The 16,200-nt window shown below is 63.9% G+C and carries 15 protein-coding genes; all 15 read left to right on the forward strand.

All coding sequences use genetic code 11. From position 1 onward, the window contains the following. Positions 1-31 precede the first annotated feature (31 nt). Positions 32-367 carry an NADH-quinone oxidoreductase subunit A gene (locus QZ269_RS02690; RefSeq protein ID WP_291424038.1) on the forward strand — a complete coding sequence of 112 codons (336 nt, stop codon included), beginning with the start codon at positions 32-34 and terminating at the stop codon, positions 365-367. A 172-nt stretch (positions 368-539) separates the two neighbouring features. After that, entirely contained in the window at positions 540-1,061 is a 522-nt protein-coding gene (locus tag QZ269_RS02695; RefSeq protein ID WP_291424063.1) for an NADH-quinone oxidoreductase subunit B family protein, read from the forward strand. Next, positions 1,049-1,681, forward strand: a complete 633-nt coding sequence (locus tag QZ269_RS02700) for an NADH-quinone oxidoreductase subunit C (protein ID WP_291424040.1) — start codon at positions 1,049-1,051, stop codon at positions 1,679-1,681. The genes QZ269_RS02695 and QZ269_RS02700 overlap by 13 nt, the downstream gene beginning before the upstream one ends. A gap of 205 nt (positions 1,682-1,886) precedes the next feature. Then, positions 1,887-3,044: an NADH dehydrogenase (quinone) subunit D gene (gene nuoD / locus QZ269_RS02705; RefSeq protein ID WP_291424065.1), complete on the forward strand. Its 1,158-nt coding sequence runs from the start codon at positions 1,887-1,889 to the stop codon at positions 3,042-3,044. A gap of 421 nt (positions 3,045-3,465) precedes the next feature. Further along, the gene (gene nuoE / locus QZ269_RS02710) at positions 3,466-4,116 is read left to right on the forward strand and encodes an NADH-quinone oxidoreductase subunit NuoE (protein ID WP_291424042.1); all 651 of its coding nucleotides are present in this window, start codon (positions 3,466-3,468) and stop codon (positions 4,114-4,116) included. After that, positions 4,113-5,459 (forward strand): NADH-quinone oxidoreductase subunit NuoF, encoded by a 1,347-nt coding sequence (gene nuoF, locus QZ269_RS02715; RefSeq protein WP_291424044.1) that lies wholly within the window; start codon positions 4,113-4,115, stop codon positions 5,457-5,459. Before nuoE ends, nuoF begins: the two co-directional genes overlap by 4 nt. Before the next feature lie 53 nt (positions 5,460-5,512). Next, positions 5,513-5,746, forward strand: coding sequence for a YciI family protein (locus QZ269_RS13535; protein ID WP_367272190.1), 234 nt, complete (start codon positions 5,513-5,515; stop codon positions 5,744-5,746). Further along, on the forward strand, positions 5,743-7,920 hold the full coding sequence (nuoG, locus tag QZ269_RS02720; protein WP_291424046.1) for an NADH-quinone oxidoreductase subunit NuoG: 2,178 nt from the start codon (positions 5,743-5,745) through the stop codon (positions 7,918-7,920). Before QZ269_RS13535 ends, nuoG begins: the two co-directional genes overlap by 4 nt. Before the next feature lie 228 nt (positions 7,921-8,148). Next, entirely contained in the window at positions 8,149-9,354 is a 1,206-nt protein-coding gene (gene nuoH / locus QZ269_RS02725) for an NADH-quinone oxidoreductase subunit NuoH (RefSeq protein ID WP_291424048.1), read from the forward strand. Between the two features lie 84 nt (positions 9,355-9,438). Then, the gene (gene nuoI, locus QZ269_RS02730) at positions 9,439-9,978 is read left to right on the forward strand and encodes an NADH-quinone oxidoreductase subunit NuoI (RefSeq protein WP_291424050.1); all 540 of its coding nucleotides are present in this window, start codon (positions 9,439-9,441) and stop codon (positions 9,976-9,978) included. Then, positions 9,975-10,553, forward strand: a complete 579-nt coding sequence (locus QZ269_RS02735) for an NADH-quinone oxidoreductase subunit J (RefSeq protein WP_291424053.1) — start codon at positions 9,975-9,977, stop codon at positions 10,551-10,553. Before nuoI ends, QZ269_RS02735 begins: the two co-directional genes overlap by 4 nt. Then, positions 10,553-10,855: an NADH-quinone oxidoreductase subunit NuoK gene (gene nuoK / locus QZ269_RS02740; RefSeq protein ID WP_291424055.1), complete on the forward strand. Its 303-nt coding sequence runs from the start codon at positions 10,553-10,555 to the stop codon at positions 10,853-10,855. The genes QZ269_RS02735 and nuoK overlap by 1 nt, the downstream gene beginning before the upstream one ends. A gap of 9 nt (positions 10,856-10,864) precedes the next feature. Beyond that, positions 10,865-12,823: an NADH-quinone oxidoreductase subunit L gene (gene nuoL / locus QZ269_RS02745; protein WP_291424067.1), complete on the forward strand. Its 1,959-nt coding sequence runs from the start codon at positions 10,865-10,867 to the stop codon at positions 12,821-12,823. A gap of 277 nt (positions 12,824-13,100) precedes the next feature. Then, entirely contained in the window at positions 13,101-14,528 is a 1,428-nt protein-coding gene (locus tag QZ269_RS02750; RefSeq protein WP_291424057.1) for an NADH-quinone oxidoreductase subunit M, read from the forward strand. A gap of 1 nt (position 14,529) precedes the next feature. Next, on the forward strand, positions 14,530-15,987 hold the full coding sequence (locus QZ269_RS02755; RefSeq protein ID WP_291424059.1) for an NADH-quinone oxidoreductase subunit N: 1,458 nt from the start codon (positions 14,530-14,532) through the stop codon (positions 15,985-15,987). Positions 15,988-16,200 lie beyond the last annotated feature (213 nt).

Consider the following 16,200-nt stretch of genomic DNA (forward strand, 5'->3'; position numbering starts at 1 on the left):
GGATCTCATCGAATACGCCAATTTTGTGATCATGCTGCTCGCTTCGCTGGGAATCGGCATTATCGCCGTGATTGCCAGTGCCTTGCTCGGCCCCAAGAAGGGCAGCCGCGCCAAGCTGATGCCTTACGAATCGGGCAACGATCCCGAGCACGGTGGCGTCGGCACCAGCCAGCGCTTTCCGGTGCATTTTTACCTGGTCGCCATGCTGTTTATCGTGTTCGACATCGAAACGGCCTTTTTCTATCCGCTGGCCGCCGCCTACCAGCAGTTGCCCAAATTCGCCTTCTTCGAGGCGTTGACCTTCGTCCTGCTGCTGCTAGTCGGGTACTTCTACATTCTTAAAAAGGGCGTGGTGGAGTGGACCTAAGAGCGAGTACTCCTACGTTATTCAGTCAAGAAAGGCGAAGGGCCGCCCCTGAGCCTAGAGCCGCCCTAAGAGCGAGTACTCCCACGTTATTTAGTCAAGAAAGGCGAGGGGCCGCCCCTGAGCCTGGAGCCGCCCGAAACGGCCCGGAGGTGATCCCGTGGCCCTGAAGGAACTGTTCGAGAAGGACTGGCAGGAGCTGGAATCTGAAGGCGTGCTGTTTACTAGCCTCGAAAAGCTGGTGGCCTGGGGACGCAGTAACAGCATGTGGCCCGCGACTTTCGGGCTGGCGTGCTGCGCCATCGAGATGATGCAGTCTACCAACGCCCGCAACGACATGGCCCGCTTCGGCAGCGAGGTGTTTCGTGCCTCGCCCCGGCAGGCCGACGTGATGATCGTTGCCGGACGCCTCAGTAAAAAGATGGCCCCGGTGCTGCGCCGCGTGTACGACCAGATGCCTGACCCCAAATGGGTCATCAGCATGGGGGCGTGCGCCAGTTCGGGGGGCATGTTCAACAACTACGCGGTGGTGCAAAACGTAGACAGCGTGGTTCCAGTAGACATCTTCGTGCCCGGCTGCCCGCCCCGCCCGGAAGCCCTGCTGTTCGCCCTGATGCAGCTTCAGAAAAAGGTGCGCGGCGAGGCCTTCGACGAACTGGGGCACCAGCTGCCGATGGTGGACGCATGGACCCGCTGACGCCGCGTCAGGATGCCAGCCGGGACGTCACTCCGCTGATGCAGGAACTGCGGCTGACCCCCGACCCCTTTGCCGGAAGCCTGAGCGAACCCACCGCCGTGGTCGAACCGGGCGAGCTGCGGCATGTGGCGCTGCACCTCAAGTCACGCGGCTTCATGCTCATGGACTCGGTCGGCATCGACTACCTGAGCTACCCGCAGCCCCGGCCTAAGCGGTTTGCCGTGCTGCACAACATTTATCACCCTTACGACCATCGCCGCATTTTTCTGCGGGTGTGGCTGGATGACCGGCAGCCGCTCGACAGCCTCAGCCCAGTCTGGCGGGCCGCGCACTACCTGGAACGCGAGGTGTACGACCTGATCGGGGTCGAATTCACCGACCACCCCGACCTCCGCAAGATTCTGACGCCCGACGACCTCGAAGGTCACCCGCTCCGCAAGGATTTTCCGATTGGCGAAAGTCCAACCCTGTTCCGCGAGGGCCGTTTTCTTGATCCGGCGGCGTTCCGCGCGGGCCTCAGCGGCCAGGACGGCGGCCTGACCGGCTGGCGCGGCAGCCTGCGCCGGGGCAGCCTGCGCGACATGGTGCCGCCCGTGATGCCGCAAGGAGGGCCAAAGTGAATGGCTGCGCTTTTTATCCCAGAGTCCAAGCGTCTAAGCGTCTAAGCAAAGGGACAGACGGAATCCGTATTAGGCCCTTAGGCCTTTTGCCCCTTAGACGCTTCCAGCGGGAGGGCACCTCATGACCACCCTTCCCCAGACCCCCGGCCCCAGGCGGACTTCCAGTACCGAGAAACCTACCGAAGGGGCGCTGCTGCACACGGAAATGCTGTCGCTGAACGTGGGGCCGCAGCACCCTAGCACGCATGGCGTTCTGCGCCTGGTGGTCGATATGGACGGCGAGCGCGTCAGCCGCGTGGTTGTGCATATGGGCTACCTGCACACCGGCTTCGAGAAGACCTTCGAGCACCGCACCTACCAGCAGGGCGTGACCTACGCGCCGCGTACCGATTACCTGCACAGCTTCGGACACGAGCTGGCCTGGGTGCTGGGCGTCGAGAAACTGCTGGGGGCACAGGTACCCGAGCGGGCGCAGGTTATCCGGGTCATCCTGCACGAGCTGGGGCGGATTCACAGCCACCTCGTCTTCGTGGGCACCGGGCTGCTTGACCTCGGGGCGCTGACGCCGCTGTTCTACACCTTCCGCGAAAAGGAAAGCTGCCAGGACATCTTCGAGGCGATTTCGGGCTACCGCATGAACCAGGGCTACTTCCGGGTCGGCGGCCTCAGTAAGGACGCGCCCGAGGGCTGGGAGCAGATGGTCGCCCGCTTCTGTGACCAGCAAGAACGCGGCGTACAGGAGTACCTGAACCTGTTCGGCCAGAATCCGATCTTTTTAGACCGCGCCACCGACATCGGCATCATCTCGGCGCAGGAAGCCATCGACCTGGGCCTGACCGGGCCGAATCTGCGGGCGTCCGGCGTGCCGCTCGACCACCGCAAGAACAACCCCTACAGCGGCTACGAAAATTACGACTTCGAGGTCCTCACGACCCAGAAGGGCGACTGCCTCGACCGTTTCCGCATCCGCATTCTGGAAATCGAACAGAGCATCAGAATCATCCGTCAGGCGCTTGCCCGCCTGCGCCCCGGCCTGGTGCAAGACCCCAACCGCAAAATCAGTCTGCCGCCGCGCCCGGAGCTGGAAACCAGCATGGAAGCAGTCATCCACCATTTCAAGCTGGTCACCGAAGGGTTTCACCCGCCGCTGGGCGAGGTCTACGTGCCGGTTGAAACCTGCCGGGGCGAGGTCGGGTACTACGTTGTCAGTGACGGCGGCTCAATGCCCTACCGCGTCAAGATTCGCTCGCCCAGTTTCGTAAACGTGCAGGCGCTGGAATATGCCTGTGTGGGCGCACAGTTCGCCGACCTGATTACCATTCTGGCGACCATTGACCCGGTGCTCGGGGATGTGGACCGGTGAGTCACTCATCTGCCCGGTACCAAGACCCCAGGAGCTGCCGGGCGCAGTTGCGCGTATCCGGGGAAAGCGCCCGAAATCCTCGTTGCAAGCCGCTCTACGAGTCCGCTGCCACCGAGAGCTCCTTTTACCTACTCACTTTGCTTCGCCGCGTTGCAAGTCCGCTCGGGGCGGTGGTGCCATCGTCACGCGGCAGATCCTTAACCAAAGGTCATAACTGGTTCGGGTGGTGCAACGCTCTCCAAATAAGTGTCGAGGAGCTGTTCGGCCCTGGGCGCCTGGTCTGGGTTATTACTGACGCCAAACCACAAAGTAAATGCGGATTCATCTTGCCTATAAGCCTGTCTGTGGTGCTGAGCCAGGAGGGGGTTTTGACCTTGCTGGCCCTTTGCCATAGGCCGAAGTGGAGTCACTGGAGGGCAATTTGAATTATTTCTCCAATAAACAACCCCTCTTAAACGACATTTTCAGCCGCTACCCAGGGTCGCCACAGGGGAAACGCTCGGCGCTGATGCCGCTGCTGCGCGAGGTGCAAGACGCCGAGGGCTACGTAACCGAAGACCGCCTGCACGAGATCGCGGCCCTGTGCGGCACCACCGCCACCGAGGTCCGCAGCGTCATGAGCTTCTACTCGACCTACCACACCACGCCGACCGGTAAGTATCACCTTCAGGTCTGTGCCACGCTGATGTGTGCGCTGGCCGGGGCCGAGGAACTGTGGGACGAACTGGTGTCCGAACTGGACGTGCAGCCCGGCGAGGTCAGCTCCGACGGGCGGTTCAGCGTGCAAAAGGTCGAGTGCCTGGGCAGCTGCGGCACCGCGCCCGTGATTCAGCTGGGCGACGAGGGCTTTTACGAGAACGTGACGCCCAAGCGCTGTAGGCACCTGCTGGCGGCGTTGCGGGCCGACCAAAAGCCCGCGCCCGACAACACCATCCCGGTAATGGTCAACTCGGCGGGCTTACAGGTGACGTACAGCGGCCAGGCGGCAGGCGCCCCGGTCGAGTTCCTGCGGCGGCTGACCGACACCGACCTGCCCGCCCCGCCCCCAGCGGGTTCAGAGGTGAAGAAATGACTGCTCCGGCCCCTCCAGTGACTCCGCGCAGGCCGATTGTCAGCGGCACAGACCCCCGCTTTGTGCCGACGTTGTACGCCCACGTCGGGCAAGGCGGCAGCCACACTCTGGAATACTACCTGCGCCACGACGGGTACATGGGCTTCAAACGGGCGGTGGCGATGGGGCCGGACACCGTGATCGACGAGATCAAGAAATCCGGCCTGCGCGGGCGCGGCGGCGCGGGCTTTGCCACCGGCCTCAAGTGGTCGTTCATGCCCCTCAAGGACGGCAGGCAGCACATCGTTTTGTGCAACGCCGATGAGTCCGAACCCGGCACCTTCAAAGACCGCTACCTGATGTCCGAAGACCCGCACCAGCTGATCGAGGGGATGCTGATCGGGGGCCTTGCCATGCGGGCGTCTCTAGGCTACATCTACATCCGGGGCGAATATGTTCACGCCGCCGAGAGATTATGGGCCGCCATTCACGAGGCGCGGGCAAACGGGCTGCTAGGTAAAAATATTCTGGGCAGCGGCTTCGACTTCGACCTTCAGGTGCACCGGGGGGCTGGGGCGTACATCTGCGGCGAGGAAACCGCCCTGATGAACTCGCTGGAGGGCCTGCGGGCCAATCCGCGCCTCAAGCCCCCCTTTCCGGCGGCGGCGGGGCTGTACGGGTTGCCGACCACCATCAACAACGTCGAAACCTTCTGCGCGGCGACCCACATCATGAACTACGGGGCCGACTGGCACGCGGGCATGGGCACCGAGAAGAGCCGGGGCATGAAACTCTTCCAGATTTCGGGGCCGGTCAAGCGTCCCGGCGTGTACGAACTGCCGCTGGGCACGCCGCTGCGCGAACTGGTCTACGACTGGGCGGGCGGCCCCACCGAAGGCATCAAGGCGATTATTCCCGGCGGGATTTCGTGCCAGCTCCTGAAATGGAGCGATCAGGTTCTCGGCACGCCGATGGATTACGAGTCGCTGGCGGCGGCGGGCAGCAGCCTGGGCACGGCGGGGGTCACGCTGATTCCGGCGTCGGCGTCCATCGTGCAGACCACCTGGAACGCGGTGCGCTTCTACGGGCACGAGTCCTGCGGCAAATGCACGCCCTGCCGCGAAGGGATTTCGGGCTGGATGGTCAAAATGTACGAAAAATTGGGGCGCGGCCACGGGCAGCCCGGCGACACCCAACTGATTTTAGACATGGCCGACAACATCGGCGGGCGCAGCTTCTGTGCGCTGGCCGACGCCTGCCTGGGGCCGGTGCTAAGCAGCATCAAGCTGTTCCGCGAAGAGTACGCCGCCGCCGAGCGCGGCGAGTTGATTGGTGCTGGGGCGCGGCGCTGGAGGGAAGTATGAGCAACACGTTTCTAATGACATACAAGGCCGGAGCGCATTGGAAGCCGCTCAGTATGCAGGATTCCCTATTTCCCGAACATGCGGCCTGGTCACGCGAACGCCACGCCGAGGGCGTCCTGATCCTCGCTGGCCCGCTTACGGATGCGCCCGGAGCCGTCGCCATCATCCGAGCTGCTGATGCCGACGAGGTGCGCGGTATTACGGATCAAGACCCAGTCGTAAAGGCGGGATTCTTTGAGATAGATAACATCCGCCCTTTCAAGGTGCTAGTCGGAGAGCCATCATGAAAGTCACCGTAGACGGCACCGAAGTCGACCTTCCCAGCGGCACCAGCGCCATTGACGCCGTGTTCGCGGCGGGCGGCGACGTGCCCTATTTCTGTGCTCACCCGTACCTCTCGCCGGTCGGGGCCTGCCGCATGTGTCTGGTCGAGTCGGGCAGCCCGCGCAAGGGCCAGGACGGCCATTTCGAGCTGGACGAAACGGGTCAGCCAAAAATCTTTTACTTCCCCAAACCCATGGCCGCCTGCACCATGCTGGCGACCGAGGGCATGCACATCAAAACGGCCAAGACCTCGCCGGTGGTCGCCAAATCGCAGGCGGGGATGATGGAATTTCACCTGATCAACCACCCGCTCGACTGCCCGACCTGCGACAAGGGCGGCGCGTGCGAGTTGCAAGACCGCGCCTTCGAGTACGGCTACGGGGCCAGCCGCTTTGGGTTTGACCGCCGCCACGCCGACAAGCACTATCCGCTCTCGGACTTCATTATTCTCGACCAGGAGCGCTGCATTCACTGCAAACGCTGCGTGCGCTACTTCGAGGAAGTGCCGGGCCAGGAGGTGCTGGACTTTATCGAGCGCGGCGGGCACACCTTCATCGACACGCAAGAAGGCGGGCTGCCCACTGGCTTTCAGGGCAACATCGCCGACGTGTGCCCGGTGGGGGCGCTGCTGGACAACGTGGCCCGCTTCCGGGGCCGCAACTGGGAATACGACCATACCCCGACCACCTGCACGCTGTGCCCGGTGGGGTGCGCGATTACAGTAGACGCCCGCAATGGCCGCCTGGAGCGCATCGTGGGGCGCGAGAACCGCGAAGTCAACGAACAATGGATTTGCGACGCGGGCCGCTTCGGGCACGTGTTCGCCAGAGAGGGTCGCCTGACCAGTCCGCTGATCCGCGACGGGGGGCAACTGCGCGGGGCGAGCTGGGACGAGGCGATTCAGGCCATGAAAAACGGTCTGTACGGCACCAGCCCCGCTGACATCGCCCTGTTCATCAACTCTGACAGCACGCTGGAAGAAGGCGCGGCGGTGCAGGCGCTGGCCGGGCAGCTGGGCACCGGCCACGTCGATCACTGGCCGCGCTACCCGGTCGCGGTCAGCTCCACGGCGACCCTGACCGACGTAGCGAGCGCCGACGCGGTGGTAGTGCTGGGGGCCGATCTGGGCGAGGAAGCCCCGGTGGTCGAGCTGCGGATTCTCGAAGCCCTGCGCGGCGGAATTATCCCGAACGAATTCACGCACGGCACGGCCATCGCCGACCTGCGGCTGGTCGAGCGCCCCGCCCGAAAGCCCGAAAGACTGGCGGTGATTGGCCAGCCTTCCCGCCTGTGGAAACATGCCGGGATTCGCGCCGACGTGGGAGGACACAACCCACTGCTCAAACTTGCCAACCCCGACAGCGATGAACTGCGGGCCGCTCTGACCCTACTCGGCAGGGCCGAAAAACCCGTACTGATTCTTGGTGCGGACGTGCTGAACCAGGCGAGCGGTTCCTTTGCGGCTAGCCTGAGCGACATGGCCCAGCGCACCGGGGCCAAATTCCTGGCGATTGCGGCGGGAGCCAACAGCAGCGGGCTAGCCGCGCTGAAGCTGGTGCCGCAGCCGGGCCAACTGAACTTTTCACAGCTGCCCCAGGCCCGCGCCGCCTTCATCAGCCGCCTCGATCCACGGGTGCGGGCCGCCGGGTTCACCATCGTCCATGACACCCACCTGACCGAGACCGCCAAGCTGGCTGACGTGGTTTTGCCCGCCGTGACCAACTACGAAAAACGCGGCACCACGGTTAACCTCGAAGGCCGTTTCCTGGCGCTGCAACAGGCGGCCCTCAGCGCGGGCGACAGCGCCGACCTGATTCGCACGCTGACCATCCTGGCCGAGGCACTGGGCGTGCGGCCCCAGGTGCGCGGCCTCAAATCGGCGCAGGGCGTGCTGGAAACGGCGCTGGGCTTCAGCGTGCAGGGCTTGCCGGAACGCGGCGAGATCAGGCCGCTGGCCGGGGCTGCTGGAAATGGAGCCACGACCGGGCAGGTCTACAAGCCCCAGCTCTGGAAAGAACACATGCTGGACAAAGGCTGGCACACCACCTGGGCCGAGCGCACCGAGTCTTTGGGAGCGGGCGAGTGGGAGCTGCCGATGGCCGCCCAGCCCAGGCACGCGCCGGGGGGGGACGACTGATGCCGGTTCGCCGCGCTCACGGTCTAAGCGCCGAAGGGTCTAAGGGCCTAATACGAACGGCCGTGCCCGGAACCCGGTTCTCTGCTGCTCGCTCTGCGGCGCACGAGTCCGCCTGGATTGAAAAGTCTGCACACCTTTTAACCGCAGTCCTTGTAAGAACCCCCGTTCCCGATTTGCTTAGAACCTCTTACCCTCCGACCCTCAGACCCGCCGCCGAAGGAGGCGCACATGCCTGACTGGCTCGCTGCTGCCCTCATCACCCTGCTCAAGTCCACCGTGGTCATCGTGGCGCTGCTCACGGGCTTTGCCTACATGACCCTGGTCGAGCGCGTGCTGCTGGGCCGTTTTCAGCTTCGGTACGGCCCCAACCGCGTCGGCCCCTTCGCGCTGCTGCAACCGCTGGCCGACGCGATCAAGTCTATTTTCAAGGAAGACATCAACGTCACCCTGGCCGACAAGCTGGTGTACACCATGGCGCCGATCATCTCGGTGACGTTCGCGCTGGTGGCTTTCGGGGGCATTCCGGCAGGCCCGGCGCACAGCCTGTTCGGTGAAAATCCCTGGGTCTACAACCTCGACGCCGGGCTGTTGGTGCTGCTCGCCATGACCAGCATGGGCGTGTACGGCATCTTCCTGGGCGGCTGGGCCTCGGGCAGTAAATACCCGATGCTCGGCGGCCTGCGCTCCTCGGCCCAGATGATTTCCTACGAACTGAGCATGGGCATGAGCCTGCTGGGCGTGCTGATGCTGGTAGGCAGCACCAACTTTCAGGACATCGTGTACTGGCAGGCGCACAACGGCTGGCTGCTGCTGTTTCAGGGGCTGGCCTTCGTCATCTTTTTCATCAGCGCCTTTGCCGAAACCAACCGCGCCCCCTTCGACCTGCCGGAAGCCGAACAGGAGCTGGTCGCGGGCTTTTTGACCGAGTACAGCGCAATCAAGTGGGCGCTGTACCAGATGGCCGAATACATCAGCATGTTCACCGCCTCGGCGATGATGGTCACGCTGTTTTTCGGCGGCTGGAAGGGGCCGCAGCTTCTCAACGCCATCATTCCCGGCGTCAGCGAGTGGCCCATCATCTGGCTGATCGTCAAGATGGCATTTTTCGTCTTCCTGTTTATTTGGGTCAAGGCCAGCATCCTACGCATCCGCTACGACCAGCTTATGCGCCTTGGCTGGAAGCTGCTGCTGCCGCTGGCGCTGTTTAACACCATGTTGGTCGCGTTTTATCTGGCCTTCGTAGGCGGCGTTCAGAAGGTGCCCGGCCTCTACGAGTACCACAAGACCGGCTGGGGCCTCTGGCCGCTGGGCCTGCTGAGTCTGCTGTGCCTGCTGGCGTGGCTGGCGCTGGGCGACCGGTCGCGCGGCCTGTTCAACAAGGCCCATCCGGTGCGTGGCGAGCAGGCTTCCGTAGCGCGGGCGGGGGGCGACTGATGGCGGCTTTCAGCAGTCAAACGGTCAAACGGCAGTTCGTATTACACCCTCAGACCCTTCGGCCAGCCGATAAAGGAGGCGCATATGGGCGTGCTTGAAATTGCCAAAGGTATGGGCGTTACGCTGGGCAAGCTGTTCCAGAAGCCCGTAACCGTCAGCTACCCCGAACAGCGGGCCACCCTGCAACCGCGTTTTCGCGGGCGGCATGTGCTGACCCGGCACCCCGGCACCGGCCTGGAAAAGTGCATCGGCTGTAGCCTGTGCGCCGCCGCCTGCCCCGCTTACGCGATCTACGTCGAGGCTGGCGAAAACGACCCGCACAACCCCCACAGCCCCGGTGAGCGGTACGCCAAGGTCTACGAGATCAATATGCTGCGCTGCATCTTCTGCGGGCTGTGCGAGGAAGCCTGCCCAACGGGCGCAGTGGTGCTGGGCAACGAATTCGAGATGGCCGATTACCGCTACCCCGACTTCGTGTACGGCAAAGAAGACATGCTGGTAGGAGTGGAAGGCAGCCGCCCGCAGCGCCGTGAGGCCGCCGCCAAGGGCGAAAGCGTGCGCCTGGGTTTCCGGGTCGAAGGCGGCCCCCGGCCCGAACTGGAGGGGGTGACGTACCCGCAATGATCCTGGCCTTCTACATACTCGGCGCACTGGCGATCATCGGCGGCGTCATCACTACCGGGGCACGTAACGCGGTGCACGCGGCGCTGGGGCTGGTCGGTACGCTGCTCGCGGTGGCCGGACTGTTCGCCACCATGAACGCGGCCTTTCTGGCGGCCACCCAGGTGATCGTGTACGCCGGGGCGATCATGGTGCTGTTTCTCTTTGTCATCATGATGCTCAACGCCAACGCGCCCGTGACGGCCAAAGACCCGCTGCCCTTCGTGCGTGAGCTGGCAGGCATCGCCGGAACACTGATTGCCGGGGCGTTCGTGGTGATCGCCTACACCTACAAAGACCCGCGTCCGCTGGCCGAGGGAGCCGCCGACGTTCGTGGGGGCACAGCTCAGGCGGTGGGCGAAACGCTGCTCACGCGCTTCTTGCTGCCCTTTGAGGTGGTCAGCGTGCTGCTGCTGGTCGCGGTGGTCGGCGCGGTGGCGCTGGTGCAGCGTCCCGCGCCGCAGCCCGACGGGTTTGGGGGCGGCGCGCCGCCCGCTTCACACGCGGGCGCAGAGCTGGAACGGGAGGTGCAGGTCTGATGGTTTCGACGGCTTCTTATGTGGCCCTGTCGGGGATTTTGTTCGCGCTGGGGCTGGTTGGGGTACTGACCCGCCGCACGGCGATCATGGCGTTCCTCTCGGTCGAGCTGATGCTCAATGCCGCCAATATCGCGCTGGTGGCTTTTGCGCGGGCCTGGGGCGACCTGATGGGACAGACCGCCGTATTCATCGTGATGACGCTGGCCGCCGCCGAGGTGGCGATTGGCCTGGCGATCATCGTCTCTATCTTTCGCAAGCGCGAAACCACCAACGTGGACGATCTTGCGTCTCTCAAAGGTTAGGTGACGGGTTTGCCTCTGTATCTGCTTCCCCTGTTTCCATTGATCGGGTTCGCCCTGCTGATCGGTCTGCCCAGAGCCTTTTCCGGCAGGGCGGCGGGCTGGCTGGGCAGTGTCATGGTGCTGCTTAGCTTCGTGGTCGCGCTCCTGCGCTTTCTGGGCCTCGGCGCTGGCCCCGCCCACGAACTGCTCTGGCAATGGCTGCCCAACATGGCGCTGGGCAATGGCGGCCACAGCGCCAACCTCAGCGTCGGCTTTTACCTGGATCAGCTTTCGGGCCTCATGACCCTCATCATCACCGGCATCGGCTTTCTGATTCACGTCTACTCGGTCAGCTACATGAGCCACGACGCCCGGCAGGGCCGCTTCTTCGCGTTCCTGAACTTCTTTGTGTCCATGATGCTGATTCTGGTGCTGGCCGACAGCTACCCGCTGATGTTCGTTGGCTGGGAAGGCGTGGGCACGGCGTCTTACCTGCTGATCGGCTTTTGGTTCGCCGGGCGCGGAGAAAGTAAGGACGAGCACACCTTCGCGGCGGCCAACGCCGAGGGCATCAGCAATTCCAACGCCGCCCGTAAGGCGTTTATCATGAACCGCGTCGGCGACCTGGGCTTTATGCTGGGCATGTTCGTGCTGTTCAAGCTGTTTGGCACGGTCAACATTCCCGAGTTACAGGGCGCGGTCGGGCAGGTCTTTTCCCCGGCGGCCAATGTCGGGGACACCGGGCATTTTCGTAGCGGCGTCGAACTCGCCTGCCTGTTTTTGCTGGTCGGGGCCATCGGCAAGTCCGGGCAGCTTCCGCTGACAACCTGGCTCCCCGACGCGATGGCTGGCCCCACGCCCGTTTCGGCGCTGATCCACGCGGCCACGATGGTCACGGCGGGCGTGTACCTGATGACGCGCAGTCACTTCCTGTTTGACCTCGCGCCGCACGCCTCCATGTGGGTGGCCTGGGTCGGCGGCCTGACGGCGCTTTACGGCGCACTCTCGGCGCTCAACCAGTACGACATCAAGAAAATTCTGGCGTACTCGACCGTCTCGCAGCTGGGCTACATGTTCCTGGCGGTGGGGCTGCACGCCTACTCGGCGGGCGTGTTCCACCTGCTGACCCACGCTTTTTTCAAGGCCTTGCTCTTTCTGGCGGCGGGCGCGGTCATTCACGCACTGCGCGACGAGCAGGATGTCCGCAAGATGGGCGGCATGAAGGAGTTTATGCCACTCACGCGCTGGTTTTCGCTGGCGGGGGTGCTGGCGATCTGTGGCCTTCCGATCTGGAGCGGTTTTTTCTCGAAAGACGCGATTCTGGCCGCAGCCTACGAGCAAAGCCCGGCGCTGTACATCATCGGTCTGGGCGTGGCGCTGCTCACCGCCTTCTACATGGGCCGCTGGTATTTCCTGGTCTGGGAAGGCCGCTACCGGGGCCATATGGCGCACCCGCACGACGCCGACCCGCTGATGACCATTCCGCTGGGCATCCTGGCGGCGCTGGCGACCTTCGGGGGTCTGCTCAACGTCCCGGCTTTTCTGGGCGGGCACTCGGCCTTCGGCGCGTACCTGAGCCGCGCCATTACGCAGCACGGGCCTGAACTTCCCTTCGCCACCGAGCTACTACTGACGCTGCTGGCCGTGCTGGCCGGGGTCGGCGGGCTGCTGTGGGCCTACTGGCAACACCGGGGTGACCACCTGTACAACGGCCCCCTTGGCCCCGCCAGCACCAACGCGCTGTACCTGCAAAACCTGTACGACAGCGTGATCGGTGCTCCCAGCCGCGCCATCGCTTCCGGGCTGGACACGGTAGACCGGGGCCTGGACACCGCCCTGGGCGGCCTCGCCCGCAACGCGGCGGCTCCGGGCGGCCTGTTTACCCGCTGGCAGAGCGGCTTCGTGCGGGCCTACGCCGTGAGCATGGTGCTGGGCACAGCGCTCATTATTGGTTACTGGGCGCTGAAAACCGTAGGAAGTGGATCATGAAGGCTTGCCTTGCCCACGGTCTGAGGGCCAGAGGGCCGAACGGTCAAACCGTACTGAGTCCTGGGCCTGTTACGCGGACTTGGGTGGAAGGGTTTGCACAATTTAACCTGAGGGGGCCTGTAGCGCGGCGCCGCAGAGCGAGCAGGACAAAAACAGCTTCCGGACGTGGCGTTGACCACCCGGCGCCCCCGGGAGTGGTCAACGGGACAGACGGAAGCTGTATTAGACCTCTAGCTGGTTTAACGACCACACGCACCAACTACCGGGAGGCGCTGCCATGCTTCACCTGATGATTTTTTTGCCGCTGCTGGTGTCGCTGCTGCTGACCCTGGCCCCGCGTCAGTGGCGCGAGGAAATTGCCGTGGCCGCGACGCTGCTTACGCTGGGGCTGGGCGTGGCGTTCTGGATTGCCGGGGGCACGCCGCTCTTTATCCGCGACTGGATTCCCCCGCTGGGGGTGACCTACGCAGCGCAGCTCTCGGGGGTCAGCCTGATGCTGGCGCTGGTCACGGCCTTCATGTCGTTTATTGCCTGCACCTACGCGGCGCGGCGCATTCCTAATCCCGGCACCATGCTCTCGCTTATTCTGGCGATGGAAACGGGGCTACTGGGGATTTTTGCGGCGCGTGACCTGGTGCTGTTCTACGTGTTCTTCGAGGACGCGCTGCTGCCCGCTCTGCTGATGCTGGCGATCTACGGCGGCCCGAACCGCATGAACGCGCTGGTCAAGTTTGCGGCCTACACATTGCTGGGCAGTCTGCTGATGCTGCTCTCGATCATCGGGGTCAAGTATTACGGCGGCAGTCCCACTTTTGCCCTGCGCGACCTGATCGCCCACCCGGTTACCGACACCCGCACGGAGCTGTGGCTGTACGTGGGCTTCTTGCTCGCCATGATGGTCAAGCTGCCGCTGTGGCCGCTGCACGCCTGGCTGCCCGACTTTCACGAACAGAACCACGCCAGCGGTATTCCCGACGTGATGGGCACGCTGTACAAGGTGGGCGGCTACGGCATCTTCACCTTTGCCATTGCGCTGTTTCCGCAGGCGATGCAAGATACCCGCCCCCTGATGATGGGGCTGGCGGCCTTCACCGCGCTCTATGCCGCCTGGATTGCCTTCCACCAGCACCACTGGAAACGGCTGTTGGCCTACGCGGGGCTGTCGCACATGGGCTTTGTGGCGCTGGGCGTCTTCAGTCTCAACGAAACGGCCATCATCGGCGCGATGTACCTGCTGGCCTTCCAGAACCTGTATACCGGGGCGCTGTTTCTGGGCACTGGGATGCTCCAGGAGCGCACCGGCAGCCTCGACACCCGCGTGGGCGGCGTGATGACCCAGGCTGGGGCGCTCGGCGGCCTGACTATGGGGCTGTGGTTTGCCTCTATCGGCGTGCCGGGCATGGCGGGTTTTGTCGGGGAATTCAGCATCCTGATGGGCGCCTACCAGGTGCAGCCCTGGATCACTTTCGTGGCGGGTCTCACGACCATCGCGGCGGCGGCCTACGCGCTCACGGCTTTTCAGCACACCTTCTGGCAGGCGCGGCCCTTCGGCAGCGTGCTGGTAAGCGACCTGCGCGGGGGTGAGTGGCTGGTGCTAGCGCTGCCGCTGCTGCTCGCCATCTTTTTTGGTCTCTATTCCGCGCCTGCCCTACAGCTGATTCAGCCTGCGGTGCGGGCCACGCTCGCCGCGCTGGGAGGAAACTGAAATGCTGACTTTACCTGACGTCGCCCTGGCTCCCATGCTGCCTGTTGTGCTGGTGCTGCTCGGCGCACTGGTCAGTACCGTGGGCGGGTTCTTCGTGTCGCGGCGCACCCTGACCTTGATCAATCTGGCGCTGCTTCTTCTTTCGGGCGTCAGCATGTATAGCCTCTGGGATTCGGGGGGCAGCGCGTTTAACGCCAGCTTGCAGGCCGACAGCCCGGCGCTGCTGCTGGGCGCTACCATTCTGGTCGGCAGTGTCATGACGCTGCTGGTGTCGCTGGACACCGCCTACCGCGCCCGCCTAAGCTTTCCCGAATTCGACGCCCTGCTGATGTACGCCGTCACCGGCTGCCTGACCATCGCCTTCTCGGGCGACCTGATCGTCATGCTGATCGGGCTGGAAATCATGAGCCTTTCGGGATACGTGCTGGCGACCTTGCAAGGTAGCCGCCGCGCCGAGGAAGCGGGACTCAAATACTTTCTGCTGGGGTCGGCGGGCAGCGCCATTCTCATTTACGGTATTGCGCTACTGTACGGCGCGACCGGCACCCTGAACTATGCGGGTATCGCCGAAAAGGTCGCCACCGTCAGTAACCTCGTTCCAGCCAACACCGGGATTCTGGTCGCCGGAGCGCTGCTGATTCTGTGCGGCTTTGCGTTCAAGGTGGCGCTGGTCCCCTTTCACCAGTGGACGCCTGACGTGTACAGCGGCGCACCGACCAGCGTGGGCCTGTTTCTGAGCACCGTAGTCAAGGTCGCCGCCTTCGCTGGAATGCTGCGCGTGTTCAGCGGGGCGCTGGCGGCGGCTCCGGGCTGGCACGGTGTGTTGCAGGTGCTGATTGGCGTGACCCTCATCGTCGGCAACGCGGCGGCGCTGTTTCAAACCAACTTCAAGCGGCTGCTGGCCTACTCAGCCGTGGCCCACACCGGCTTTCTGGCGATGTGCATCCTGGCCCGGCCCGAGGTAGGCGGCCCGGCGCTGGCCTACTACCTGCTGATCTACACCCTGATGTCTGGCGCGGCGCTGGCGATTGTGGCTGCCCTGCAACGTACCGAGGCAGGCTTCGACATCAGTGATATGCGCGGCCTGTACTACCGCCACCCAGGTTACGCGCTGGCGCTGGCGGTGTGCCTCGCTTCGCTGGCCGGGCTGCCGCCCTTCGCGGGGTTCTTCGGTAAGTATCTGGCGTTCCAGGCGGCGTTTCAGAGCGGCTACACCGGCCTCAGCGTGCTGGCGGTGCTGGCGAGCGTGGCGGCGCTGGTCTACTACCTGCGCCCCGGCATGTTGATGTTCATGCCCGACCGTACCCCGGCCCGCGAGTACGCCTATGGGCAGCGCGGCCCGACCACGTTCACGGTGGCGCTGGCGCTGGTCGGCGTCATTCTGCTGGGCATTTTGCCCAACCTGTGGTACCGCTGGGGAGCACACCCCGACCTCTGGCGGTTCCTGGCCGGACATTAGAGCGTTTTGCAGAAAGATGGTGCTCTTTTGACCATCTTTTTGCCGAGTGGAACGAGTGAACAAGAAAGAGCAGGACGTAGAATGCAGGGAACGGAAGTGTTGTTCCGACGTGCCCATCATTCAGAGAACTGCTCTAAGAGGCTGTCTGAGGCCCTAACCATGGGAAATGTTTTAGGCTTTAACGGTGGAACGCGCAGCTTACCCTAGCGACCT

This window comes from Deinococcus sp. (genome assembly GCF_018260405.1).
Taxonomy (GTDB): Bacteria; Deinococcota; Deinococci; order Deinococcales; family Deinococcaceae; genus Deinococcus.